Source organism: Streptomyces sp. NBC_00102, from assembly GCF_026343115.1.
In the GTDB taxonomy this organism is placed as follows: domain Bacteria; phylum Actinomycetota; class Actinomycetes; order Streptomycetales; family Streptomycetaceae; genus Streptomyces.
The window spans coordinates 1,780,371-1,802,846 of the sequence record NZ_JAPEMC010000001.1 but is presented as its reverse complement, the minus strand read 5'-3'; the positions used below and the strand labels follow the sequence as shown (position 1 = coordinate 1,802,846).

Here is a 22,476-nt window from a genome sequence, read left to right as displayed (position 1 = left end):
GAACGTCGGCGGGCCGGTCAGGAGGTCGGGCCCGAGGACGACCGGCTGCGGACGGCTCAGGGGCCCGGGTGTACCAGGCACCCTGCCGGAGTGGTGGATCAGAGCCTCGCTCCACGGGCTTCACCGAGTGCGGGACGTCCGCCCTGGAGCACGATGATCGAGCTGCTTCTCCACGCGCTCCACATCCAGCGGAACCGTCGGTACTGGTCCGGGCTCATGCAGGTGCGGGCCGTTTCGGGGTTGAGCCACGCGTACCCCGACACCTCCAACTCGCCGCCCTCCGGTGCCCGAGGTGGGTTGATGTCGGTATCACTACTCACTTGGGCGCAGAGGTAGACGAAGTCCTGGCCCATGGCCTCGATCCCCAGCTCGGCCGGGAAGCGCGGTACCCAGTCGGTTCCGAGGAGCCCGAGAGGTACCGGTTCGATGCCCGTCTGGTGCCGGACGCTGTAGGCCATCGAGATGAGGCTCGACTCGTAGTCACCGGCAGGGCCGCCCGGAAGCAGGTGGTACCCGTCCCCCCTCCCGGCGTTCACCAGAACGGTCAGGATGTCGCCGTGCTCGTTCGGTATCCAGGCGAAGCCACGGATACGGCACGCCGGCGGCATCGTCTCGGGCGAGGTCTGGCTCATGGTGCCCTGCCGTCGAGTGGGGTGGTGAGGGCCGCTGCGGAAGAGGTCGGGCGTGGTGAGCGCTGGGCCACCGACAGGCGCTGAACTCGTCACTGGGCACCGTCCGTGGAGACGGTGCACCAGACGAGCGCACCGTTTCGGTCGATGCCCCACGCCTTGCTCAGCGCCTTCACGAGGAGGAGTCCGCGCCCGTTCTCGTCCTCATCCGTCGCGCAGACTCGCGCAGGCCATGTGCCCGGGGTGCGGTCGTCCACCTCGATGCGGGTCTCCCGCTGCGAGGACGAGACGGACACGCCGATCTCGTTCGACTGCCCGTACAGCATCGCGTTGGACAGGAGCTCGCTCACGATCAGGACGGCGTCGGCCGAACTGTTGCTGCCGACACCCCACTCCGCCAGACGCTCCGCGACCAAGTGACGCTGCTCGCGAACCAGCCAGGTGTCCCGAGGCACGACGGCCACGTATCGGTGCGGGAAGGAGAACGGGCACATTGCCGCCACGCCCAGGCTGGTCGCGCCGCGAGGATGCGGTGCTCCTTCGCGAGAGGCGGTGGTACTACAGGACATGCTTCGGAACCGGCTCATTCGGTGCCCTTCCCGGTGCGGCCGAGTAAGTGGCCAGGAGGTGCTTCCCCTTCATTCAACGGCTCTCGTCAGGGGTGCAACACGAATAGTTCCGCGTGGACTTCGCGCAGAGAACCGGAAATCTTTACCTTGCAGATTTGCGACATAACGATCGGCACCGCGGTACGGTCGGCCGCATGGCACCCAACCTGGCGCTCGCGACGAAGATGATCGAACTCGGTTACACGCAGGAACAGTTGGCCGAGGAGATGAATGTCGCGTTGCGGCAGATCACGGGCAGCACCGGGAACGTGTCCGCTCGTACGATCTGGAACCTGCTCCACGGCCGTACTCGCCGACCGATCGGTCGCACCCGGGTCGCCTTGGAGCACGTCTTCGACTGCTCGATCAAGGACTTAGGGTTTGACCAGCCCAGCCCTACTCCATCGGAGGAAAGCGTGTTGCGACGCACCTTCGCCGGCGCGGCAGCGGGGATCGCCGCCGCAGCTGTTCTACCGCCCACACCGGGCCCCCGCATCGGCATGGCTGATGTGGACCGCCTCGATGCGGCGTTCGCGGGGCTGGTGGCCGCCGACAACTCTCACGGCGGCACCGTCAGCCTTGAGACCAGAGCTGTCGCTTTCGCTCACCACGCCATGGAGTTGCAAGCGGTCGGCTCTGCGAGTCAGCGCGTCCGCCAGCGGCTGTACTACCTCGCCGCAGCGTTCACCGGAACCGCCATGTGGGCAGCCCTCGACGCCTACCAGCCCGATCGGGCGGAGGGCCACTTCGAACGGGCCATGCGTCTGGCCGGCCTCTCGGGCAACGCGGACATCCAGCTGCGACTTTGGGGACACGCGGCGGTGCTCTCGACTCAGAAGAAGAGCCCACACGACGCTCTTGCCGCCGCGGAAGCCGGGCGGGCATCCTCCACGTGCAGGAGGGACCCGCTCGCCCGATCGCTTGCAGCCGCACGGCTCGCAGCAGTTCAGGCGGAAGCAGGTGACGCGCGTTCGGCGAGACGCAGTCTCGACAGTGCCGTCGACTCCTTCCTCCGAGCAGACAAGGGCGAGCTGCGGCCCACGTGGATTGCCTTCTACGATCAGTCCGAGTTGAGCGGCCTGTCGGGGCTCGCTATGTCCCGGCTCGGCCGCCACGACGAGGCCGAAGCCCACTTCCACCGAACCCTGAGTGAGTTGCGTCCCACCTATGCCAGAAACCGGTGGTTCTACTCCACCCACCTGGCGCTTTCCCAACTTCACCAGGGCGACGTGGAGCTGGCCTGCGCGACTGCCACCTCTGTACTGCAAGATCCTGTGAGTGATTCACTGACCGGGCGCATCGAGAGACTGTTGGGCACGTTCACCCGAGAGCTGGCCGACCGCGCCCCCCGCGCTCAGGCAACGGCATCCTGGAAAGAGCAGTACGGCAGCAGAAAGGGCCCCCTGTGACCGTCGAGATCCGCCACTACACCGCAGACCGGCTCCCCGAGATCCGGCAGGACCTCCTGGACATCCATGTAGAGGTCCGGCACAACGACTTCGGACTCACTGGGCCCTTCTACGAGGTCGCGCGTTTCGACGAACGGCTCAGCAGCTACGCGTCACGGCCGGGCTGGGCCGCGACCGTCGGCTATGAAGACGGCCAGCCTGTCGGTTTCGCATTCGGTGTGCCGCTCGGCCCCGACACCCGCTGGTGGTCCGCGATGACCACACCACTGCCGGACGGATACACCGAAGAGAACGGCACACGTACCGTCGCCCTGAACGAAATCGTCGTTCGTAAGCCTTGGCGAGGGCGTGGCATTGCCTGGCAGATTCACGAGGCGTGGCTTGCTCAGCGCAAGGAGGAACGTGTCACTCTCCTCGTCAACCCGACGGCTGGGAACGGCGCTGTCCTTGCCAGGTACGAAGCCTGGGGTTACCGGAAGGTCGGCGACCAGCAGCCGTTCTCCGACTCCCCGGTATTTGCGTCCATGACCAGGCCCGTGCGCCAGCGTTAATGCTCCCGCGAGGCAACGTCCGGTCGTGTGCTGCTGAAGGGGTGTCAGCCCGCCTGCCGAAAACCGCAGGACAGCTACGACGCGGCCTGCCCGGGGCCCCCGTCCAGCACCAGCATGATGTGCTCGTTCTCGCCGTACGTCACCGTCCCCGTACGCCGGAAGCCCAGCCTCTCCAACAGCCGCACCGAGCCGGTGTTCCCGGCGAAAGGATCGGCGTGCAGGGGGCGGGCGGTTTCCCGCTCCAGGAACAGGCCCAGCGCCCGCGTGCCGATGCCCCGGCCCCAGTACTGCCGACCGAGCCAATACCCGATGAAGCGCCGGTCCTCGGCCCACCAGGCCACCGCGTTGCCCGCCAGTTCTCCGTCCACCGTGATGGCCTGCACGAAGTTGGCGGGGTCCCCGAGGACCTTCGTCCTCCAGTGGATCATGAAGGCGTCCCGCTCCCGGGGCGGGAACTTCGACCGCCGTACCGCCTCGGGATCGTGCTCCTGCGCGAGGAACTCCTCCAGATCGACCGGTTCGACGTCTCGCAGACGCACCTGATCACTCATACCGGCGGAGTCTGCCAGGTGGCACTGACACCGCGACGGCCCCTGACCGTTGACCTGGTCAGGGGCCGTTCCTCCAAGGTGCGGGGCGCGCGCAGCACCGCCCGCCTCACCCCCGCCGCCGCAGCCCCACCCCCACCACCGCCGCGCCGACCAGCAGCAGCGCCGCGTCGAGCGCCATGACGGTACGGACCCCCGTGAACAGCTCGCCCTGGGTGGTGGCCAGCACGCCCAGCAGCGGGATGCCGAGGGTCAGGCCGACCTGCTGGGTCGTGGTGACCAGGCCGGTGGCCAGGCCCTGTTCGGCGTCCGGGACGCCGGAGGTCACCGCGAGGCCGTAGCTCACGATGGCGCCCAGGTGGCACATGCTCGCCAGCGAGACGCCGACCGTGGCGACCAGCACTCCGCCGTGCGCGCCCAGGGCCAGCAGCAGGGCGACGAAGGCGCCCTGGCCGAGGAGCGAGCCGACCAGGGTGCGGCGGGCGCCGAAGCGGCCGATGACCCGGGGGGCGTACGTACCGGCCACCGCCGAGAGCAGGCCCTGCACCCCGAAGACCAGCCCGGTGGCGAAGGCCGACAGACCCAGGACGTCCTGGAGGTAGAGCGTCAGCACGAAGACCACGGTGGACATCAGGGCGAAGGTCAGCAGCCCGCCGAGGTTGCCGAACGCCACGGTCCGGCGGCGCAGCATCGGCAGGGAGACCAGCGGCTCGGCGGCCCGCGACTCCACCACCGCGAACGTCACCAGCAGTGCCACTCCGAGGACCAGCGTGAGCAGGACGTCGGTGTGCCCGAAGCCGTCCTGGGCGGCGGTCGACAGTGCGTAGATCAGGGCCAGCAGTCCGCCCGTGACGGTGACCGCGCCCGGTACGTCCAGCTTGGGCCGGTGCGGGGTACGGGACTCCGTCAGCGCCTTCGGGGCGAGGGTCAGGACGCCCGCCGAGGCGAGTGCCAGCAGGCCCATGGTGGAGCGCCAGCCCAGCGTGTCGGTGAGTACGCCGCCGGCCACCATGCCCACGGTGAAGCCGAGGGAGAGCAGCGTGCCGCTGATGCCCAGCGCCCGGTCGCGTTCCGGGCCCTCCTTGAACGTGGTGGTCAGCAGCGACATCCCGGTGGGCACGATCGCGGCTGCGCCGAGCCCCTGGAGGGCGCGTCCGGCGAGGAAGGCCGCCGGGTTCCAGGCGAGCGTGGCCAGCAGCGAGGCCGCCCCGAACACGACCAGACCGGCGAGGAAGAGCCGCCGCCGCCCGAAGAGGTCGCCGATCCGCCCGAAGAGCAGCAGGAATCCGCCGGAGGGGAGGGCGAACGCGGTGATGGCCCACTGGAGCTGGGAGGTGCTCAGCCCGAGGTCGGTGCCGAGTGCGGGCAGCGCCACGTTCAGTACGGAGAAGTCGAGCGCCACCATGAACTGGGCGGCGCACAGGACCATGAGGATCAGCCGGGACCGGCCGGAGAGCCGGGCCGGACGGGTTGCATCCGGAAGGGAGGGGGCAGCGGGACCGGGGATGCCGGTGGCCTCGGGAGGGGATTCGATCGCCATGTCCCAACCTTCGGTCGCACGCGGCAGGGGTGGGGAGACGCTCTTTATCCTGTTGGTACGAACACCAGTTGGTGCGACCAGGTGGTGCCGACCCAGGGGAGTGACGTGGCGACACCGGCCCGCTCGACGACGGACAACGCCAAGGCCCACCGGCTCGCCGAGCTGCGGGAGTTCCTGATGAGCCGCCGGGCCAGGGTCACCCCGGCCCTGGCCGGTCTCCCCGACGGCGGTGCGCGCCGCCGCACCCCGGGGCTGCGCCGGGAGGAGGTCGCCGTCCTCGCGGGCGTCGGGGTCTCCTGGTACCAGTGGCTGGAGCAGGGGCGCGACATCACCGTCTCCCCGCAGGTGCTGGACTCGGTGGCGCGCGTCCTGCGGCTCACCAGCGCCGAGCGCCGCCACCTGTACGTACTGGCCGGGCTCAACCCGCCCGCCCCGGAGGTCGATCCGGCCGACGCCGACATGTGCGACGGGCTGCGGCGGCTCATCGACGCGTGGATGCCGTTCCCGGCGCACATCATGGACCGGTACTGGAACGTCGTGCTCTACAACGACGCCGCCTCCCTCGTCCTCGGGCTGCGCCCCGGCATCGTGCAGAACTGCCTGATCTCCTTCTTCACCGACGACGTCTACCGCTCCCGCGCCACCACCTGGGAGCAGATCGCCCCGATGGTCGTCGCGCAGTTCCGCGCGGGCTGCTCGGAGAACCCGGAGGACGAGGGTTTCCAGGCCGTGGTCGCCGAGGCGAAGGAGGCCAGCTCCGAGTTCGCCGCGCTCTGGGAGCAGCGCGACATCGCGCCCGGCGGGCAGATGCGCAAGGAACTGGAGCATCCGACGGCCGGGACGCTCCAGGTGGAGTCCACCCAGCTGCGGGTGCCCGCCCGCCCGGACCTGGCGATCGTGCTGCACACCCCGCTGCCCGGCACCGGCACCGAGGAACGGCTCAAGTGGCTGGCGTCCCCGGAAGGGCGGCGCGACGCGATGTACCCGGTACCGGGATGAGGCGCGCGCCACACGGTTCGTATGCTCGGCACATGACTGACAGCACCGACCTCGGGGCCGAGGACCGCAAGATCGTCACCCTGGCGCGCAGCGCCCGCGCCCGCAACGGAGTGCCGGAGGGCGCGGCCGTACGGGACGAGACGGGACGTACGTACGTGGCGGGCACGGTGGCCCTGGAGTCGCTGCGGCTCACCGCCCTCCAGACGGCCGTCGCGATGGCCGTGGCCAGCGGGGCCACCTCGCTCGAAGCCGCAGCCGTGGTCTCGGACGCCGAGAACCCGGCCGACGAGGACCGGGCCGCGGTGCGCGACCTCGGTGGGGCCGACACTCCGGTGTTCCTGGCGGGTCCGGACGGGACGGTGCGGGTGCGGGTCACCGCGGGGTGACTTCCCCCACGTCCTCGCGGACGACGCGGGTCGGCCGTGGCCGGTTCAGTGCCCCCGGGGCGCGTACATGATCATGGCCATGCCGGCGAGGCAGATCAGCGCGCCCGCGACGTCGTACCGGTCCGGGCGGTAGCCGTCCGCGACCATGCCCCAGGCGATCGAGCCGGCCACGAAGACCCCGCCGTAAGCGGCGAGGATGCGCCCGAAGTTGTCGTCGCTCTGCAGGGTCGCCACCGCGCCGTACACGCCGAGGGCGATCACCCCGGCGCCGATCCAGGCCCACCCCCGGTGCTCGCGGATGCCCTGCCAGACCAGCCAGGCGCCCCCGATCTCGAAGAGGGCGGCGACGAGGAAAAGGGCGGCGGAACGGGCGACGAGCATGGGGGCACGCTATCGCCGCGGAGCCCGTTCCCCGGGGCCGGGCCGCCCCGCGCCGCGGTCCGGCCGGCGACCGTTGTGCGCCGGGCCGCCGCGATCGGGGACAATGGGCGCCATGAGCGCTCGACCGAACCCCGAAGCCGCTGCGCGGCAGGCCACGGACCCCGCCCCCCACCGGGCCGGTTTCGCCTGCTTCGTGGGCCGCCCCAACGCGGGCAAGTCCACCCTCACGAACGCTCTGGTCGGGCAGAAGGTGGCGATCACGTCCAACCGCCCCCAGACCACCCGGCACACCGTGCGCGGCATCGTGCACCGCGAAGACGCGCAGCTGATCCTGGTCGACACCCCCGGACTCCACAAGCCGCGCACCCTGCTCGGCGAGCGGCTGAACGACGTCGTGCGGACCACCTGGGCCGAGGTCGACGTCATCGGCTTCTGCCTGCCCGCCGACCAGAAGCTCGGCCCCGGCGACAAGTTCATCATCAAGGAACTCGCCGCCATCAAGAAGACCCCGAAGATCGCGGTCATCACCAAGACGGACCTGGTCGACTCCCGGGCGCTCGCCGAACAGCTGCTGGCCGTCTCCCAGCTGGGCCAGGAGCTCGGCTTTGAATGGGCCGAGATCGTGCCGGTCTCGGCGGTCAAGGACGAGCAGGTCGGGCTGCTCGCCGACCTGATCGCCCCGCTGCTGCCGGTGAGCCCGCCGCTCTACCCGGAGGGCGACCTCACCGACGAGCCCGAGCAGGTCATGGTCGCGGAGCTGATCCGCGAGGCCGCGCTCGAAGGCGTGCGCGACGAGCTGCCGCACTCCATCGCGGTCGTCGTCGAGGAGATGCTGCCCCGCGAGAACCGTCCGGCCGACCGGCCGCTGCTGGACATCCACGCCAACGTCTACATCGAGCGCCCCAGCCAGAAGGGCATCATCATCGGCCCGAAGGGGCAGCGGCTGAAGGACGTCGGGACGAAGTCCCGCAAGCAGATCGAGGCGCTGCTCGGTACGCCGGTCTTCCTCGACCTGCACGTCAAGGTCGCCAAGGACTGGCAGCGCGACCCGAAGCAGCTGCGCAAGCTCGGTTTCTGAGCGGCCCGGCTGCCGGGCCGCCCCGACAGCCGAGCCGTGTTGACGGCACCGCCGGTCTCACGCCCCCTCACGGAGGACGCGTGAGACCAGCGTGCGCTGGTCGTCGGTCAGGTCCGGGTCCGCGCAGTGCACGGTCCGCCCGTCGACGGTGATCGCGTACCGGAAGCCGTCGGGCACTCCCGACGGCGGAGTCCCGGCCCCCTCCGCGAGTGCGGAACGGGCCAGGGACTCCCAGACGGCGGCGTCCTCCTGCTCGGCCGTGTCGATCCCGGCCCGGCGGGAGAGGCCGGCGAACCCGCCTGTCCGGCTCACATGAATGCGCATGTGACCCATACTGACCCGCCTACTCGGTCGGTACGCCCACTTCCGACCAGCCCTTGACGACGGCCTCCTGCTCGTCCCCCTCGCCGAAGCGGTCGCGGGCGGCGGCCACGGTCAGCCGGGCGAAGTCGGCGAACTCGGCGTTGGCGGTCAGCTCGCCTCCGGTCAGCACGTCGTACCAGATCTGTCCGGCCCGCTCCCAGGCGTTCCCGCCGAGGGCGGAAGCGGCGAGGTAGAAGGCACGGTTGGGGATGCCGGAGTTGAGGTGGACCCCGCCGTTGTCGTCGTCGGTCTCGATGTAGTCCTCCATCGAGGCCGGCTGCGGGTCCTTGCCGAGCACGTCGTCGTCGTACGCGGTGCCGGGCGACTTCAGCGAGCGCAGCCCCTCCCCGGTGACCCGGGGGGCGAGCAGGCCCGCGCCGATCAGCCAGTCGGCCTGTTCGGCGCTCTGCCCCAGGGAGTACTGCTTGACCAGGGAGCCGAAGACGTCCGAGACGGATTCGTTGAGCGCGCCGGCCTGGCCCTCGTAGACGAGGTTGGCGGTGTGCTGGGTGAGTCCGTGCGCCAGTTCGTGGGCGATCACGTCGATGGAGAGGGTGAAGTCGAGGAAGATCTCGCCGTCACCGTCGCCGAAGACCATCTGCCGGCCGTCGAAGAAGGCGTTGTTGTAGTCGCGGTCGTAGTGGACCGATCCGATGAGGCGCATGCCCTTGCCGTCGAGCGAGCTGCGGCCGTACGCCGAGAGCAGCAGGTCGAAGGTGGCGCCGAAGCCGGCGTACGCGCGGTTGACGCTGGCGTCGCCGGTGGGCTCGTCGCCTTCGCCGCGGACCTTGCGGCCCGGCAGCATGGTGTGGTGGCGGCAGTCGTAGAGCGTGCGGCGGGGCTTGCTGGGGACGGCGCCCGCGGTGGCGGGTTCCGGGGCGATGGCGGCCAGTGACGCCTCTCTGCGCAGGGTGCGGCGCTCGCCGTCCGCGTCGAGCGTACGGCGCGCGGGTCCGGCGACCGCGGGGTCGTCGGACTGCGCCAGCTGGTCGAGGAGGTGCGGCGGAACGATGGTGCAGAAGACGGGGTGGATACCGGAACCGTCGGGGGATCGAGAGATCATGCAAATGACTGTGGCACTCTGTCATCGCCCTGTCACTGGTTGCGACGGCAATTGACGAAATAGAGTGATGCATCACTGTTTACTCGTCATGCGTGCACGGTCCCGCATACTGATACGGACCGGCGTCCCGCGCACCTCTCGGTTACTCTCGTCGCATCATGCGTTTCGGGCTGCTTCTCCTTAGCTGCCGCGGCGAGGGCCTGTAGTCGTAGGCCGACCCCCTCCCCGCGGAGTCTGGTGCTGCAGCGACACAGTCGGCCGTCCCACAGCTGGACCCCGAGGAGCCTTACGCAATGACCACCGTGACCACTTCCGGTAATTCTGTCGGCCGCCCCACGCCGATCACCAACGCGACGCAGCTCCAGAAGACTTCAGGCATGCCGATCCACAAGTACGGCCAGTACGAGGCGGTGGAGATCCCCGACCGCACCTGGCCGGACAAGCGGATCACGGTGGCGCCCCGCTGGCTCTCCACCGACCTGCGCGACGGCAACCAGGCCCTGATCGACCCGATGTCCCCGGCCCGCAAGCGCGAGATGTTCGACCTGCTCGTGAAGATGGGCTACAAGGAGATCGAGGTCGGCTTCCCGGCGTCCGGCGAGACCGACTTCGCGTTCGTGCGCTCCATCATCGAAGAGGGCGCGATCCCCGAGGACGTGACGATCTCCGTCCTGACGCAGTCCCGCGAGGAACTGATCGAGCGGACCATCGAGTCGCTGCGCGGTGCCCACCGGGCCACCGTCCACCTGTACAACGCCACCGCCCCCACCTTCCGCCGCGTGGTCTTCCGCGGTTCGAAGGAGCAGGTCAAGCAGATCGCGGTGGACGGCACCCGGCTGGTCATGGAGTACGCCGAGAAGATCCTGGGCGGCGACACGATCTTCGGCTACCAGTACAGCCCCGAGATCTTCACCGACACCGAGCTGGACTTCGCCCTGGAGGTCTGCGAGGCCGTCTGCGACGTGTGGCAGCCGGAAGAGGGCCGCGAGATCATCCTCAACCTGCCCGCCACCGTGGAGCGTTCGACGCCGTCCACGCACGCGGACCGGTTCGAGTGGATGTCGCGCAATCTCTCCCGCCGCGAGTTCGTCTGCCTGTCGGTCCACCCGCACAACGACCGCGGCACGGCCGTCGCCGCCGCCGAGCTGGCGCTGATGGCCGGCGCCGACCGCGTCGAGGGCTGCCTCTTCGGCCAGGGCGAGCGCACCGGCAACGTCGACCTGGTCACCCTGGGCATGAACCTCTTCTCCCAGGGTGTCGACCCGCAGATCGACTTCTCGCAGATCGACGAGATCCGCCGCACCAGCGAGTACTGCAACCAGATGGAGGTCCACCCGCGCCACCCCTACGCGGGCGACCTCGTCTACACCTCCTTCTCCGGCTCCCACCAGGACGCCATCAAGAAGGGCTTCGACGCCATGGAGGCCGACGCGGCCCGCCAGGGCAAGACCGTCGACCAGATCGAGTGGGCCGTCCCGTACCTGCCGATCGACCCGAAGGACGTCGGCCGCAGCTACGAGGCCGTCATCCGGGTCAACTCGCAGTCCGGCAAGGGCGGTATCGCGTACGTCCTGAAGAACGACCACAAGCTGGACCTGCCGCGCCGGATGCAGATCGAGTTCTCGCGGATCATCCAGGCCAAGACCGACGCCGAGGGCGGCGAGGTCACCCCGGCGCAGATCTGGTCCGCCTTCGAGGACGAGTACCTGCCCAGCACCGACGACGCCGCGGCCCGCTGGGGACGCGTCCAGATCCGTTCGGGCCAGACGACCACCGAGCAGGACGGCCGGGACACCCTGACCGTCGAGGCCACCGTGGACGGCGTCGACACCGTGCTGACCGGTACGGGCAACGGCCCGATCTCCGCCTTCTTCGAGGCGCTGGCGGGCATCGGCATCGACGCCCGACTGCTGGACTACACCGAGCACACCATGAGCGAGGGTGCCAGCGCCCAGGCCGCCTCGTACATCGAGTGCGCGATCGACGGCAAGGTCCTGTGGGGCATCGGCATCGACGCCAACACCACCCGCGCCTCGCTCAAGGCGGTCGTCTCGGCCGTCAACCGCGCGGGCCGCTGACCCGGTCCGGCCGAGTCCGGCGGAGGCGTGTCGACGCGTCCGCCGCCCGCCGGGGGAGTACCCCTCGCGCACATGTCCGGTTGATCCGGTGGCGCACTGTTCGCCGAACCCCGTCCGCCCGTTCCGGGTGGGCGGGGTTCGGCCATTTCCGGGTGTTGTGACAGAGGAGGTGATGACGCCGCCCGACGCATGTGGTTAACATCACGTGCAACACACGGCAATGTTGCCGGAGCGTTACGGAGGTGTGCGACGTGCGGTCAGTCAAAGGACAACGCGCCCTGAGAACGGGCCTGTACGGCATCCGCACCGCATGGGACGTCGTCGGCGACGGCGAGTTCTTCTGCCAGGACTGCGGCGGGGACCGCAACTACCGCCGCCTCACCGGCCGTCACCGGCTCGCCGTGCTCGGCGTGCCCGTGCTGCGGCGCGGCGGCACCGGACCCGTCGTCGAGTGCGCCGACTGCCACGCGCACTTCGGCACCGACGCCCTGGAGCACCCCACCACCACCCGGTTCTCCTCGATGCTCCGGGAGGCCGTGCATACGGTCGCGCTGGCCGTCCTCGCCTCGGGCGGCACCCCCCGCACCGCTCTGGAGACCGCCGCCTGCACCGTCCGCGAGGCCGGCCTCGACGACTGCTCGGAGGAGCAGCTCCTCACCGTCGTGGAGGTGCTGACCGCCGACATCGGCCACGACGACGGCGTCGGCGCCACCGCCGGGGCCTGCGGCGCGGCCCTCGCCATCGAGCTGCACGAGGTGCTCACCCCGCTCGCCCGCCACCTGGTCCCGGCCGGCCGCGAGTCGGTCCTGCTCCAGGGCGCCCGGATCGCGCTGGCCGACGGCCCGTACGGCGCCGCCGAGCGCGAGGTCCTGACGACCGTGGGCCGCGCGCTGCGGCTCTGCCCCGAGGACACCGCCCGGCTGCTCACCGCGGCCGCCCGCATGCCGTCCTGAGCGCCCCTGGGCGCTCCCGGGTGCCCAGCGGTCGCCCTGCGGCCGGGTGCGGCGGGTCCGTGGGTTCCGGGGCGGCCTTCGAGGCCGACGGCCCGATCGCGGGCCGGTGGGCGACAATGGGTGCATGAGCTTGTTCCGGGACGACGGCGTCGTACTGCGTACGCAGAAACTGGGCGAGGCCGACCGGATCATCACCCTGCTGACCCGCGGCCACGGCCGGGTGCGGGCCGTCGCCCGGGGGGTGCGCCGCACCAAGTCCAAGTTCGGGGCCCGCCTCGAACCCTTCTCCCACGTCGACGTGCAGTTCTTCGCGCGCGGCAGCGAGCTGATCGGACGCGGGCTGCCGCTCTGCACGCAGAGCGAGACCATCGCCCCGTACGGCGGCCGGATCGTCACCGACTACGCCCGCTACACCGCCGGCACCGCGATGCTGGAGACCGCCGAGCGCTTCACCGACCACGAGGGCGAACCGGCCGTCCAGCAGTACCTGCTGCTCGTCGGCGGGCTGCGCACCCTCGCCCGGGGCGAGCACGCCCCCCACCTGATCCTCGACGCGTTCCTGCTGCGCTCCCTCGCCGTCAACGGCTACGCGCCCAGCTTCGAGGACTGCGCGCGGTGCGGAATGCCCGGACCGAACCGTTTCTTCTCCATCGCCGCAGGCGGAGCGGTATGCGGCGACTGCCGGGTCCCCGGGAGCGTCGTACCCTCGGCGGAGGCCCTGACCCTGCTGAGCGCGCTGCTCAGCGGCGACTGGGCGACGGCGGACGCGTGCGAGGCGCGTCATGCCAGGGAGGGGAGCGGGCTGGTGTCCGCCTATCTGCACTGGCATCTGGAGCGCGGTCTGCGCTCGCTGCGGTACGTGGAACAGTGACCTCGCAGCGGTTGGTGGAGAAGCGACACAGGGAGACGAGAGAAGCTCATGGCAGTACGCGGGATCCTCGGCGGCCGTAACCGGCGCACGTACAAGACCCCCGAGACGCACCCCTCCGGTGCGACGCCCCCGAAGATCCCCGCCGAGCTGGTGCCCCAGCACGTGGCCGTCGTGATGGACGGGAACGGCCGCTGGGCCAAGGAACGCGGTCTCCCGCGCACCGAGGGCCACAAGGTCGGCGAGGGCGTCGTCATGGACGTCCTCAAGGGCTGCATCGAGATGGGCGTCAAGAACCTCTCGCTCTACGCGTTCTCCACGGAGAACTGGAAGCGGTCCCCGGACGAGGTGAAGTTCCTGATGAACTTCAACCGTGACGTCATCCGCCGCCGCCGCGACGAGATGGACGAACTCGGCATCCGCATCCGCTGGGTCGGCCGGATGCCCAAGCTGTGGAAGTCCGTCGTCCAGGAACTCCAGGTCGCCCAGGAGCAGACCAAGGACAACGACAAGATGACGCTGTACTTCTGCGTCAACTACGGCGGCCGGGCCGAGATCGCCGACGCCGCGCAGCGCATCGCCGAGGACGTCGCGGCGGGGAAGCTCGACCCGTCGAAGGTCAACGAGAAGACGTTCGCGAAGTACATCTACTACCCGGACATGCCGGACGTGGACCTCTTCGTGCGCCCCAGCGGCGAGCAGCGCACCTCCAACTACCTGATCTGGCAGAGCGCGTACGCCGAGATGGTCTTCCAGGACGTGCTGTGGCCCGACTTCGACCGCCGCGACCTGTGGCGCGCCTGCCTGGAGTACGCCCAGCGCGACCGCCGCTTCGGCGGCGCGCAGGAGACCGACCCGGCCGTGGAGCCCGCGCCCGAGGCGTGAGAACCACGAGAGGGGGGAGAACCGGCCACCGGTTCTCCCCCCTCTCGCTGTGTGCCGTGCGTGTCAGTGCTTCTCGGCCGCGCAGTCCGCGCACTCCGCGCAGGTCCCGAAGATCTCCACGGTGTGCGCCACGTTGACGTAGCCGTGCTGGGAGGCGATCGTCTCGGCCCACTGCTCCACGGCCGGGCCCTCCACCTCGACGGCCTTGCCGCAGACCCGGCAGACCAGATGGTGGTGGTGGTCGCCGGTGGAGCAGCGGCGGTAAACGGACTCGCCCTCGGTGGTGCGCAGCACGTCGACCTCGCCCGCGTCGGCGAGGGACTGGAGGGTGCGGTAGACGGTGGTCAGGCCCACCGAGTCGCCGCGGTGCTTGAGGACGTCGTGCAGCTCCTGGGCGCTGCGGAACTCGTCGACCTCGTCGAGCGCCGCCGCGACCGCCGCCCGCTGGCGGGTGGACCGCCCCCGTACCGGAGCCGCGTTCGTGCCACTGATCGGCGCCGTCACAGCTGCCTCCTCATGTCGCCCGTACAGGTGTCGGGCCATTGTGCCAGCCGCACCGGGCGAAACCCTCATACGCGCACGTCCTCCTCGGCGGTCCGGCTCGCCGGTACCTCCAGGGTGCACTTCTCGCTCTCGACCGTGCGTGCCCGGGCCCTGCGGCGGGCCAGCGGGGCGGCCAGCGCGGTGAGCGCGACGAAGGCGGCGATGGCCAGCAGCACGATCGTCGCGCCGGGCGGGACGTCCTGGTAGTACGAGGTGACGGTGCCGGCCAGGGTGACGGCGGTGCCGATCACCACGGAGAGCACGAAGGTCAGCCGGAAGGACTTCGACACCTGCTGGGCGGCCGCGACCGGCACCACCATCAGGGCGCTGACCAGCAGCAGGCCCACGACCCGCATGGCGACGGTGACCGTCACGGCGGCGGTCACCGCGATCAGCAGGTTCAGCAGTCGCACCGGCAGTCCGGTGACCCGGGCGAACTCCTCGTCCTGGCTGACCGCGAAGAGCTGGCGGCGCAGCCCCACGGTCACCAGCACCACGAACGCGGCGAGCAGGGTGATCGCCCACACGTCCGCGGAGGAGACGGTGGAGAGCGAGCCGAAGAGGTACGAGGTGAGGTTCGCGTTCGAGCCGGTGTCGGAGATGTTGATCAGCAGCACCCCGCCCGCCATGCCGCCGTAGAAGAGCATGGCCAGCGCGATGTCGCCGCGGGTGTGGCCGAACCAGCGGATCAGCTCCATGACGACGGCGCCGGCGACGGCGACGGCGGTGGCCATCCAGACGGGGCTGGTGGAGAGCAGGAAGCCGAGGCCGACCCCGGTCATCGCGATGTGCCCGATGCCGTCGCCCATGAGGGCCTGGCGGCGCTGGACGAGGTAGATGCCGATGGCGGGGGCGGTGATGCCGACCAGGACGGCGGCGATCAGCGCGCGCTGCATGAAGGCGGGTTCGAGGAATTCCATCAGGTCAGCAGTCCCGTTCGGACGGGCTCGGAAGCCGCGTGGGGGTGGACGTGGTCGTGGCCGGGGAGCGCGTGCTGCCCGACCGAGCGCGGCGGCGGGCCGTCGTGCGTCACACAGCCGTCGCGCAGCACGACCGCGCGGTCGATCAGCGGCTCCAGCGGGCCCAGCTCGTGCAGGACCAGGAGCACGGTGGTGCCGGCGGCGACCTGCTCGCGCAGGGTGGCGGCGAGGATCTCCTGGCTGGCCAGGTCGACCCCGGCCATCGGCTCGTCCATGATCAGCAGCTCGGGCTCGGAGGCCAGCGCGCGGGCGATCAGGACCCGCTGGTGCTGGCCGCCGGAGAGGGCGCTCACCGAGTCCCCGGCGCGGTCGGTGAGGCCGACGAGGGCGATGGCCCGGTCGACGGCGGCGCGGTCGGCGCGGCCGGGGATGCGCAGCTTCGTACGGGACAGCCGCCCGGAGGAGACGACCTCGCGGACGGTCGCGGGTACCCCCGCCGAGGCGGTGGTGCGCTGCGGTACGTACCCGACACGCGCCCACCGGCGGAAGCGGCGGAGCGGGGTGCCGAAGAGTTCGACGGTGCCGCCGGTGAGGGGTACCTGGCCGATGGCGGAGCGTACGGCGGTGGACTTGCCGGAGCCGTTGGCGCCGAGCAGGGCGACGACCTCGCCGCGGTGCACGGCCAGGTCGACCCCGCGCAGGACGGGGCGGGAGCCGAGGGTCGCGGTGGCGCCGGTGAGCCGGATCACGGCTTCGGCGTCCGGCTTTCCGGCCCCGGTGCCGGTCTTGCTGTCGGCGGCGGAGGCCGGGGCGGGAATGCTGGGCTCGTCCATGCGCGTCTCCGGTCCGGTCGCGGGGGTCGTGGCGTCGGTCACTTCGCGCCCAGGGCCTTCTGGAGGGCGGCGAGGTTGGACTCCATGACCTCGATGTAGTCGTGGCCCTCGGACTTCTTCGTGATGCCCTCCAGCGGGTCCAGGACGTCGGTGCGCAGCCCGGTGTCCTTCGCGAGGGTCTTCGCCGTCTTGTCGCTGGCGAGCGTCTCGAAGAAGACGGTGGTGGCGTTCTCCTCCTCCGCGATGTGCTGGAGGTCCTTGATGCGGGCCGGGCTCGGCTCCGCCTCGGGGTCGACTCCGGCGATGCCCTCCTGGGTGAGGCCGTAGCGCTCGGCGAGGTAGCCGAAGGCGGAGTGCGTGGTGAGGAAGGTCTTGGTGGTGGTGGACTTCAGCCCGGCCGCGTACTCCGTGTTCAGCGCGTCCAGCTTCTTGACCAGCGCGTCGGTGTTCGCGCGGTAGTCGGCGGCGTTGTCCGGGTCGGCCTTCTCCAGGGACTTCCCGACGCCCTGGGCGACCTCGGCGTACTTCACCGGGTCCAGCCAGACGTGCGGGTCGCGGCCGGCCGTCTCCTCGTCGTGGTCATCGGAGGAGGCGTGGTCGTGGCCGTCGACCTCGGCGCCGTGCGTCTCCATCGTGGTCAGTGTCGCGGCGTCCACGGTGTTCTTCGCACCGGACTGGGCGATGGCGTCGTCCACGGCGGGCTGGATGCCCTTGAGGTACAGGATGTAGTCGGCGTCGCTCAGCGAGCCGATCTGGCGGGGGCTGAGCTCCAGGTCGTGCGGTTCGACGCCGGGCTTGGTCAGCGTGGTGACCGAGACGTGGGCGCCGCCGATCTCCTCGGCCAGGTACTGCATCGGGTAGAAGGACGCGACCACGTCCAGCTTGCCGTCCGACCCGCCGGCCGTGTCGGGGCCCGAACAGGCGGAGAGCGCGGTGATGCCGAGGGCGACCGCGCCGGTGACGGCGGTGGCGGGTATGAGGCGGCGTACGTTCATGAATCCCATTTTCAACAAAGCTGGAAACGATTGTCAACAAGGATGATGAGCAGACCGGAAGCGCGAGGGGGTCGGGAGCGCACTCCGGCCCCCGATTTGATCCGAGGGGTGCGCCCGCCGGTAATCTTGGGCATTCGCTCGCCCGTCTCCTGCGCACCACACCCCAGCGAGGCGCTCAGCGCCGCTTCTGTCCCATTTCGCCGTCGTAATGAAGAGAGCACCGTGGCCGCCGACAAGATCGACTCCATCGTCAGCCTGAGCAAGCGCCGTGGCTTCGTCTATCCCTGCAGTGAGATCTACGGTGGCCAGAAGGCCGCCTGGGACTACGGCCCGCTGGGCGTGGAGATGAAGGAGAACCTCAAGCGTCAGTGGTGGCGCTACATGGTCACCTCGCGCGAAGACGTGGTCGGTCTCGACTCGTCGGTGATCCTGGCCCCCGAGGTCTGGGTCGCGTCGGGTCACGTCGCCACCTTCAGCGACCCGCTGACCGAGTGCACCTCCTGCCACAAGCGCTACCGCGCCGACCACCTGGAGGAGGCGTACGAGGCGAAGCACGGCAAGCCCCCGGTGGGCGGCCTCGCCGACCTCAACTGCCCCAACTGCGGCAACAAGGGCACCTTCACCGAGCCCAAGCAGTTCTCGGGTCTGCTCTCCACCCACCTCGGCCCGACCCAGGACTCCGGCTCGGTCGCCTACCTGCGCCCCGAGACCGCCCAGGGCATCTTCACCAACTTCAACCAGGTGTCGACGACTTCCCGCAAGAAGCCGCCGTTCGGCATCGCGCAGATGGGCAAGTCCTTCCGGAACGAGATCACTCCGGGCAACTTCATCTTCCGCACCCGCGAGTTCGAGCAGATGGAGATGGAGTTCTTCGTCAAGCCGGGCGAGGACGAGGAGTGGCAGGAGTACTGGATGGACCAGCGCTGGAACTGGTACACGGACCTCGGCATGCGCGAGGAGAACATGCGCTGGTTCGAGCACCCGCAGGAGAAGCTCTCCCACTACTCCAAGCGCACCGCCGACATCGAGTACCGCTTCCAGTTCGGCGGCAGCGAGTGGGGCGAGCTGGAGGGTGTCGCCAACCGCACCGACTACGACCTGAAGGCGCACTCCAAGGCCTCCGGCACCGACCTGGTCTACTACGACCAGGAGGCCAACGAGAAGTGGACGCCTTACGTCATCGAGCCGGCCGCCGGTGTCGGCCGCGCGATGCTCGCCTTCCTCATGGACGCCTACGTCGAGGACGAGGCGCCCAACGCCAAGGGCGTCATGGAGAAGCGCACCGTGATGCGCCTCGACCCGCGCCTCGCGCCGGTCAAGGTCGCCGTGCTGCCGCTCTCCCGCAACGTGCAGCTGTCGCCGAAGGCCAAGGGCCTCGCCGCGGACCTGCGCAAGAACTGGAACATCGAGTTCGACGACGCCGGCGCCATCGGCCGCCGCTACCGCCGCCAGGACGAGATCGGTACGCCGTTCTGCGTCACCGTCGACTTCGACACCCTGGACGACAACGCGGTGACCGTCCGCGAGCGCGACACCATGAAGCAGGAGCGCGTCTCCCTGGACCAGATCCAGGCGTACCTGGGCGCCCGTCTGCTGGGCTGCTGACCCCGACGGCGCTCATCACGGCTCCACGCATCACGGCTCCACGCATCACGGTTTCGCTCCGAAGCCCCCGGACCCCGCACGGGTCCGGGGGCTTCGTCGCACACTGGGCGCACCCCTACCCCGGAGGTCGCGATGGTGTCCACGACCGAGAGCAAGGTCACCCGCTGGGACGGGCACGGCCGCGAACACGTCGTCCGCGTCACGAAGTCGGGGATGCAGCGGCTGCTGAGCTGCGGAACCTGCGGCTGGCGCAAGGGGGCGCAGTTCCTGCCCTGGCTCAAGGCGCAGGAGCACCTCGCCGAAGCCCATCAGGCGACGGTCGACCCGAGCGCCTGAGCGGGGGCCGGCCGAGGGGAATCGGGCGGGCGGACGGGAGATACGGGACGGGGAGGCGGGCGGGGCGGGCGGAAATCCGGTGCGGGCCGCGCCGGGTGCGGGGTACGGTTTCCGGCATGCCGTTCTTCCAGATCTACGAGTGAGCGCGCGGCAGGGCCGGGCAGTACGCCCCCGTACGACCCGCTGAGCCCGCCGCCCCACGGATCGATCCGTGAACATCACGGACACCCCCTTCTCACCCCACATCGGAGAACATCACCATGGCCAAGAGCCGCAACAACCTCCTCGGCGTCGGCGGACAGCGCAAGAAGCTGTCCCGTGCCGACCAGCAGGGTGCGGGCACCGTCCGCGACGCCGACCGCAAGGCGGCGGAGGACAAGAAGCAGGAGCTGGTGCGCAAGATGCGCGAGCGCGCCACCGGTACCACCCAGGAGTCCGGCACGGAGGCGGCGGACACCGCCGCCTCCGAGGACCGGAGCTGACGCCGAGCGCATGAGCGGGCCCGTGGGGCCCGGACCGTCGCCTTCCCGACGGTCCGGGCCCCACGGCCGTTCCCGGTGGGCGCGGCGCCGCTCAGCCGACCGCCGCCGCCAGTACCGCCGCCGTCTTCGCCACCAGCGGGTGGTCGGCGGCCGCCGTCTGCTGCGGCTTGGTGGTCAGCACGGTCACCACCACCGGCTCGCCCGCGGCGGTCCAGGCGACGCCCGCGTCGTTGCAGGTGCCGTAGGAGCCGCCGCCGGTCTTGTCGGCGATCGTCCAGTCCTTCGGCAGCCCGGTGCGGAAACGGGTCGCGCTGGTACGGCAGTTCAGCAGCCAGCCGGTCAGCCGCTCCCGGTCGGAGGGGGCGAGGGCGTTCCCGACGACGAGCGAGGCGTAGGTGCGGGAGAGGGCGTACGGCGTGGTGGTGTCCCGCCACTGCCAGGGCTCGGCCGAGTTCAGCTCCGTCTCCCACCGGTCCAGCCGGGTCGTGACGTCGCCGAGCGACCGGCAGAAGCGGGTGACCCCCGCCGGGCCGCCCAGCTGCCGCAGCAGCAGGTTGCCCGCCGTGTTGTCGCTGTCGCAGATCGCCGCGTCGCAGAGCTCCGCCACCGTCATCCCGGTGGCCAGGTGGGCCCGGGTGACGTCGGAGGCGTCGACCAGGTCCGCCTCCGTGTAGCGCACCAGCCGCCCCAGCACCTCCCCGTCCCGGTCGAGGTCACGCAGGACGGCCGCCGCGGCGAGCGTCTTGAAGGTGGAGCAGAGCGGGAAGCGCTCGCCGGCGCGGTGGGCCACCGTGCGGCCGGTGGCGAGGTTGCGGGCGTACGCGCCGACCCTGGCGCCGTGCTCCCGCTCCAGGGAGCCCAGGGCCCGCAGCGCGTCCCGTGCGGGACCGTCCACGGCCCCGGGCGATCCGGCCGCGTACGCGGGCCCGGCGGCGAGGAGCGTGCCGGCGCCGGCCGCCCCGGCGAGCGTCAGCAGGCCCCGGCGGGAGAGATGTGAGGCGGGCGAGGGGTGCGGCACGGTGGGAACCTCTCGTCGTTCGGTACGTAAGGTCATGCCGCCCGACGCTAGCCATCGGTTGCCGGAACCCCGTGTTCCGCCAGGGGCGGGCGTGGCGGGCGTGACGGGCGTGACACGTGGGACGCACGCGGGGCGGGGCGCGAGGGCCGGGGGAAGCCGGGCGGAGGCCGGGCGCGAAGCCGGAGGCGTACCGGCCCGGCGGAGGAGTTCCCGGCGTGCGGGACAATGGGGGGATGACCACGCTCGCCCCCGCGCCCCAGCAGCTCCGCATCGGCCCGCACACCGTGCAGCCGCCGGTGGTTCTCGCCCCCATGGCCGGCATCACCAACGCGCCGTTCCGCACCCTGTGCCGGGAGTTCTCCGGCGGCAAGGGGCTGTTCGTCAGCGAGATGATCACCACACGGGCGCTGGTCGAGCGCAACGAGAAGACGATGCAGCTCATCCACTTCGACGCGAGCGAGACCCCCCGGTCGATCCAGCTCTACGGTGTGGACCCGGTCACGGTCGGCAAGGCCGTCCGGATGATCGTCGACGAGGACCTCGCCGACCACATCGACCTGAACTTCGGCTGCCCGGTCCCCAAGGTGACCCGCAAGGGCGGCGGCTCGGCGCTCCCCTACAAGCGGCCGCTGCTCCGCGCGATCCTGCGCGAGGCCGTCGCCAACGCCGGTGAGCTGCCGGTCACCATCAAGATGCGCAAGGGCATCGACGACGACCACCTCACCTACCTCGACGCCGGCCGGATCGCCGTCGAGGAAGGTGTGGCCGCCGTCGCGCTGCACGGCAGGACCACCGCCCAGCACTACGGCGGGACCGCCGACTGGGAGGCCATCGCCCGCCTGAAGGAGCACGTCCCGGAGATCCCGGTCCTCGGCAACGGCGACATCTGGTCCGCCGAGGACGCCCGCCGGATGATGGCCGAGACCGGCTGCGACGGTGTGGTCGTCGGCCGCGGCTGCCTCGGCCGCCCCTGGCTCTTCGGCGACCTGGTCGGCGCCTTCGACGGTACGAACGCCAAGCACGAGCCCGTCCTGCGCCAGGTCGCCGAGGTGATGGTGCGCCACGCGACCCTGCTGGGTGAGTGGATCGGCGACGAGGCGCGCGGAGTGATCGACTTCCGCAAGCACGTGGCCTGGTACCTCAAGGGCTTCGCGGTGGGCTCGGAGATGCGCAAGAAGCTCGCGATCACCTCCTCCCTGGAGGAGCTGGCCGGGCAGCTGAACGAGCTGGACCTCGACCAGCCCTGGCCGGACGGCGCGGACGGCCCGCGCGGACGCACCTCGGGCAACAACCGGGTCGTGCTCCCGGACGGCTGGCTGAAGGACCCGTACGACTGCTCCGGCGTGAGCGCGGACGCCGAGCTGGACACCTCCGGCGGCTGACGGAGAGACGGGCCACGAGGGTA

Annotated in this window: 25 protein-coding genes; 13 read left to right on the top strand and 12 right to left on the bottom strand. The window is 70.6% G+C overall.

Annotated elements, in window-relative coordinates; all coding sequences use genetic code 11:
- Positions 1–98 precede the first annotated feature (98 nt).
- Both OHA55_RS08015 and OHA55_RS08010 read right to left on the bottom strand, forming a co-directional pair.
- The gene (locus tag OHA55_RS08015) at positions 99–632 is read right to left on the bottom strand and encodes a hypothetical protein (RefSeq protein ID WP_266704171.1); all 534 of its coding nucleotides are present in this window, start codon (positions 630–632) and stop codon (positions 99–101) included.
- An 89-nt stretch (positions 633–721) separates the two neighbouring features.
- Complete coding sequence (locus OHA55_RS08010; RefSeq protein ID WP_266704169.1) at positions 722–1,084, bottom strand: ATP-binding protein; 363 nt, start codon at positions 1,082–1,084, stop codon at positions 722–724.
- A 308-nt stretch (positions 1,085–1,392) separates the two neighbouring features.
- On the opposite strand from OHA55_RS08010, the gene OHA55_RS08005 reads away from it, so the two are divergent.
- The gene (locus tag OHA55_RS08005) at positions 1,393–2,646 is read left to right on the top strand and encodes a helix-turn-helix transcriptional regulator (protein WP_266704167.1); all 1,254 of its coding nucleotides are present in this window, start codon (positions 1,393–1,395) and stop codon (positions 2,644–2,646) included.
- Positions 2,643–3,197, top strand: coding sequence for a GNAT family N-acetyltransferase (locus tag OHA55_RS08000; protein WP_266704166.1), 555 nt, complete (start codon positions 2,643–2,645; stop codon positions 3,195–3,197). Before OHA55_RS08005 ends, OHA55_RS08000 begins: the two co-directional genes overlap by 4 nt.
- A gap of 74 nt (positions 3,198–3,271) precedes the next feature.
- Here the strand turns inward: OHA55_RS08000 and OHA55_RS07995 are convergent, their stop codons facing one another.
- Entirely contained in the window at positions 3,272–3,748 is a 477-nt protein-coding gene (locus tag OHA55_RS07995) for a GNAT family N-acetyltransferase (RefSeq protein ID WP_266704165.1), read from the bottom strand.
- 106 nt (positions 3,749–3,854) lie between these two features.
- On the bottom strand, positions 3,855–5,285 hold the full coding sequence (locus OHA55_RS07990) for an MFS transporter (protein WP_266704164.1): 1,431 nt from the start codon (positions 5,283–5,285) through the stop codon (positions 3,855–3,857).
- A gap of 105 nt (positions 5,286–5,390) precedes the next feature.
- On the opposite strand from OHA55_RS07990, the gene OHA55_RS07985 reads away from it, so the two are divergent.
- Positions 5,391–6,284: a helix-turn-helix transcriptional regulator gene (locus OHA55_RS07985; RefSeq protein WP_266704163.1), complete on the top strand. Its 894-nt coding sequence runs from the start codon at positions 5,391–5,393 to the stop codon at positions 6,282–6,284.
- A gap of 32 nt (positions 6,285–6,316) precedes the next feature.
- Positions 6,317–6,670, top strand: a complete 354-nt coding sequence (locus OHA55_RS07980) for a cytidine deaminase (protein WP_266704161.1) — start codon at positions 6,317–6,319, stop codon at positions 6,668–6,670.
- Positions 6,671–6,715: 45 nt separating this feature from the next.
- Here the strand turns inward: OHA55_RS07980 and OHA55_RS07975 are convergent, their stop codons facing one another.
- A complete protein-coding gene (locus OHA55_RS07975; RefSeq protein WP_266704159.1) occupies positions 6,716–7,051 on the bottom strand; it encodes a YnfA family protein in 336 nt (111 codons plus the stop codon).
- Between the two features lie 103 nt (positions 7,052–7,154).
- On the opposite strand from OHA55_RS07975, the gene era reads away from it, so the two are divergent.
- Positions 7,155–8,129 (top strand): GTPase Era, encoded by a 975-nt coding sequence (era, locus tag OHA55_RS07970; protein WP_266704157.1) that lies wholly within the window; start codon positions 7,155–7,157, stop codon positions 8,127–8,129.
- A gap of 57 nt (positions 8,130–8,186) precedes the next feature.
- Here the strand turns inward: era and OHA55_RS07965 are convergent, their stop codons facing one another.
- Both OHA55_RS07965 and OHA55_RS07960 read right to left on the bottom strand, forming a co-directional pair.
- A complete protein-coding gene (locus tag OHA55_RS07965) occupies positions 8,187–8,453 on the bottom strand; it encodes a protealysin inhibitor emfourin (protein WP_266704155.1) in 267 nt (88 codons plus the stop codon).
- A 19-nt stretch (positions 8,454–8,472) separates the two neighbouring features.
- On the bottom strand, positions 8,473–9,555 hold the full coding sequence (locus OHA55_RS07960) for a M4 family metallopeptidase (protein WP_266704153.1): 1,083 nt from the start codon (positions 9,553–9,555) through the stop codon (positions 8,473–8,475).
- 293 nt (positions 9,556–9,848) lie between these two features.
- Here OHA55_RS07960 and leuA point away from each other — a divergent pair, with 293 nt between their 5' ends.
- The 4 genes from leuA to OHA55_RS07940 all read left to right on the top strand — a co-directional run bounded on the left by leuA (position 9,849) and on the right by OHA55_RS07940 (position 14,339).
- The gene (gene leuA / locus OHA55_RS07955; protein WP_266704151.1) at positions 9,849–11,633 is read left to right on the top strand and encodes a 2-isopropylmalate synthase; all 1,785 of its coding nucleotides are present in this window, start codon (positions 9,849–9,851) and stop codon (positions 11,631–11,633) included.
- A gap of 251 nt (positions 11,634–11,884) precedes the next feature.
- Positions 11,885–12,586, top strand: coding sequence for a TerB family tellurite resistance protein (locus OHA55_RS07950; protein ID WP_266704149.1), 702 nt, complete (start codon positions 11,885–11,887; stop codon positions 12,584–12,586).
- A 124-nt stretch (positions 12,587–12,710) separates the two neighbouring features.
- A complete protein-coding gene (recO, locus tag OHA55_RS07945) occupies positions 12,711–13,457 on the top strand; it encodes a DNA repair protein RecO (RefSeq protein WP_266704147.1) in 747 nt (248 codons plus the stop codon).
- Between the two features lie 48 nt (positions 13,458–13,505).
- Entirely contained in the window at positions 13,506–14,339 is an 834-nt protein-coding gene (locus OHA55_RS07940; protein ID WP_266704145.1) for an isoprenyl transferase, read from the top strand.
- A 63-nt stretch (positions 14,340–14,402) separates the two neighbouring features.
- Here OHA55_RS07940 and OHA55_RS07935 read toward each other — a convergent pair whose 3' ends face one another.
- From OHA55_RS07935 to OHA55_RS07920, 4 genes are all read right to left on the bottom strand, one after another.
- Positions 14,403–14,843: a Fur family transcriptional regulator gene (locus OHA55_RS07935; RefSeq protein ID WP_266704143.1), complete on the bottom strand. Its 441-nt coding sequence runs from the start codon at positions 14,841–14,843 to the stop codon at positions 14,403–14,405.
- Positions 14,844–14,908: 65 nt separating this feature from the next.
- The gene (locus tag OHA55_RS07930) at positions 14,909–15,802 is read right to left on the bottom strand and encodes a metal ABC transporter permease (RefSeq protein ID WP_266704141.1); all 894 of its coding nucleotides are present in this window, start codon (positions 15,800–15,802) and stop codon (positions 14,909–14,911) included.
- Positions 15,802–16,635, bottom strand: coding sequence for a metal ABC transporter ATP-binding protein (locus tag OHA55_RS07925; RefSeq protein ID WP_266704139.1), 834 nt, complete (start codon positions 16,633–16,635; stop codon positions 15,802–15,804). The genes OHA55_RS07930 and OHA55_RS07925 overlap by 1 nt, the downstream gene beginning before the upstream one ends.
- Positions 16,636–16,673: 38 nt before the next feature.
- A complete protein-coding gene (locus tag OHA55_RS07920) occupies positions 16,674–17,630 on the bottom strand; it encodes a metal ABC transporter substrate-binding protein (protein WP_266704137.1) in 957 nt (318 codons plus the stop codon).
- A 222-nt stretch (positions 17,631–17,852) separates the two neighbouring features.
- Here OHA55_RS07920 and OHA55_RS07915 point away from each other — a divergent pair, with 222 nt between their 5' ends.
- The 3 genes from OHA55_RS07915 (at position 17,853) to OHA55_RS07905 (ending at position 20,053) form a co-directional block, all read left to right on the top strand.
- Positions 17,853–19,235 carry a glycine--tRNA ligase gene (locus tag OHA55_RS07915; RefSeq protein ID WP_266704135.1) on the top strand — a complete coding sequence of 461 codons (1,383 nt, stop codon included), beginning with the start codon at positions 17,853–17,855 and terminating at the stop codon, positions 19,233–19,235.
- 132 nt (positions 19,236–19,367) lie between these two features.
- Entirely contained in the window at positions 19,368–19,571 is a 204-nt protein-coding gene (locus tag OHA55_RS07910) for a hypothetical protein (protein ID WP_266704133.1), read from the top strand.
- A 260-nt stretch (positions 19,572–19,831) separates the two neighbouring features.
- On the top strand, positions 19,832–20,053 hold the full coding sequence (locus OHA55_RS07905) for a DUF6243 family protein (RefSeq protein WP_266704131.1): 222 nt from the start codon (positions 19,832–19,834) through the stop codon (positions 20,051–20,053).
- A 91-nt stretch (positions 20,054–20,144) separates the two neighbouring features.
- Here OHA55_RS07905 and bla read toward each other — a convergent pair whose 3' ends face one another.
- Positions 20,145–21,107 carry a class A beta-lactamase gene (bla, locus tag OHA55_RS07900; protein WP_266704129.1) on the bottom strand — a complete coding sequence of 321 codons (963 nt, stop codon included), beginning with the start codon at positions 21,105–21,107 and terminating at the stop codon, positions 20,145–20,147.
- A 197-nt stretch (positions 21,108–21,304) separates the two neighbouring features.
- Between bla and dusB the strand changes: the two genes are divergently transcribed.
- Positions 21,305–22,453: a tRNA dihydrouridine synthase DusB gene (gene dusB, locus OHA55_RS07895; protein WP_266704127.1), complete on the top strand. Its 1,149-nt coding sequence runs from the start codon at positions 21,305–21,307 to the stop codon at positions 22,451–22,453.
- The last annotated feature ends 23 nt before the right edge of the window (positions 22,454–22,476 follow it).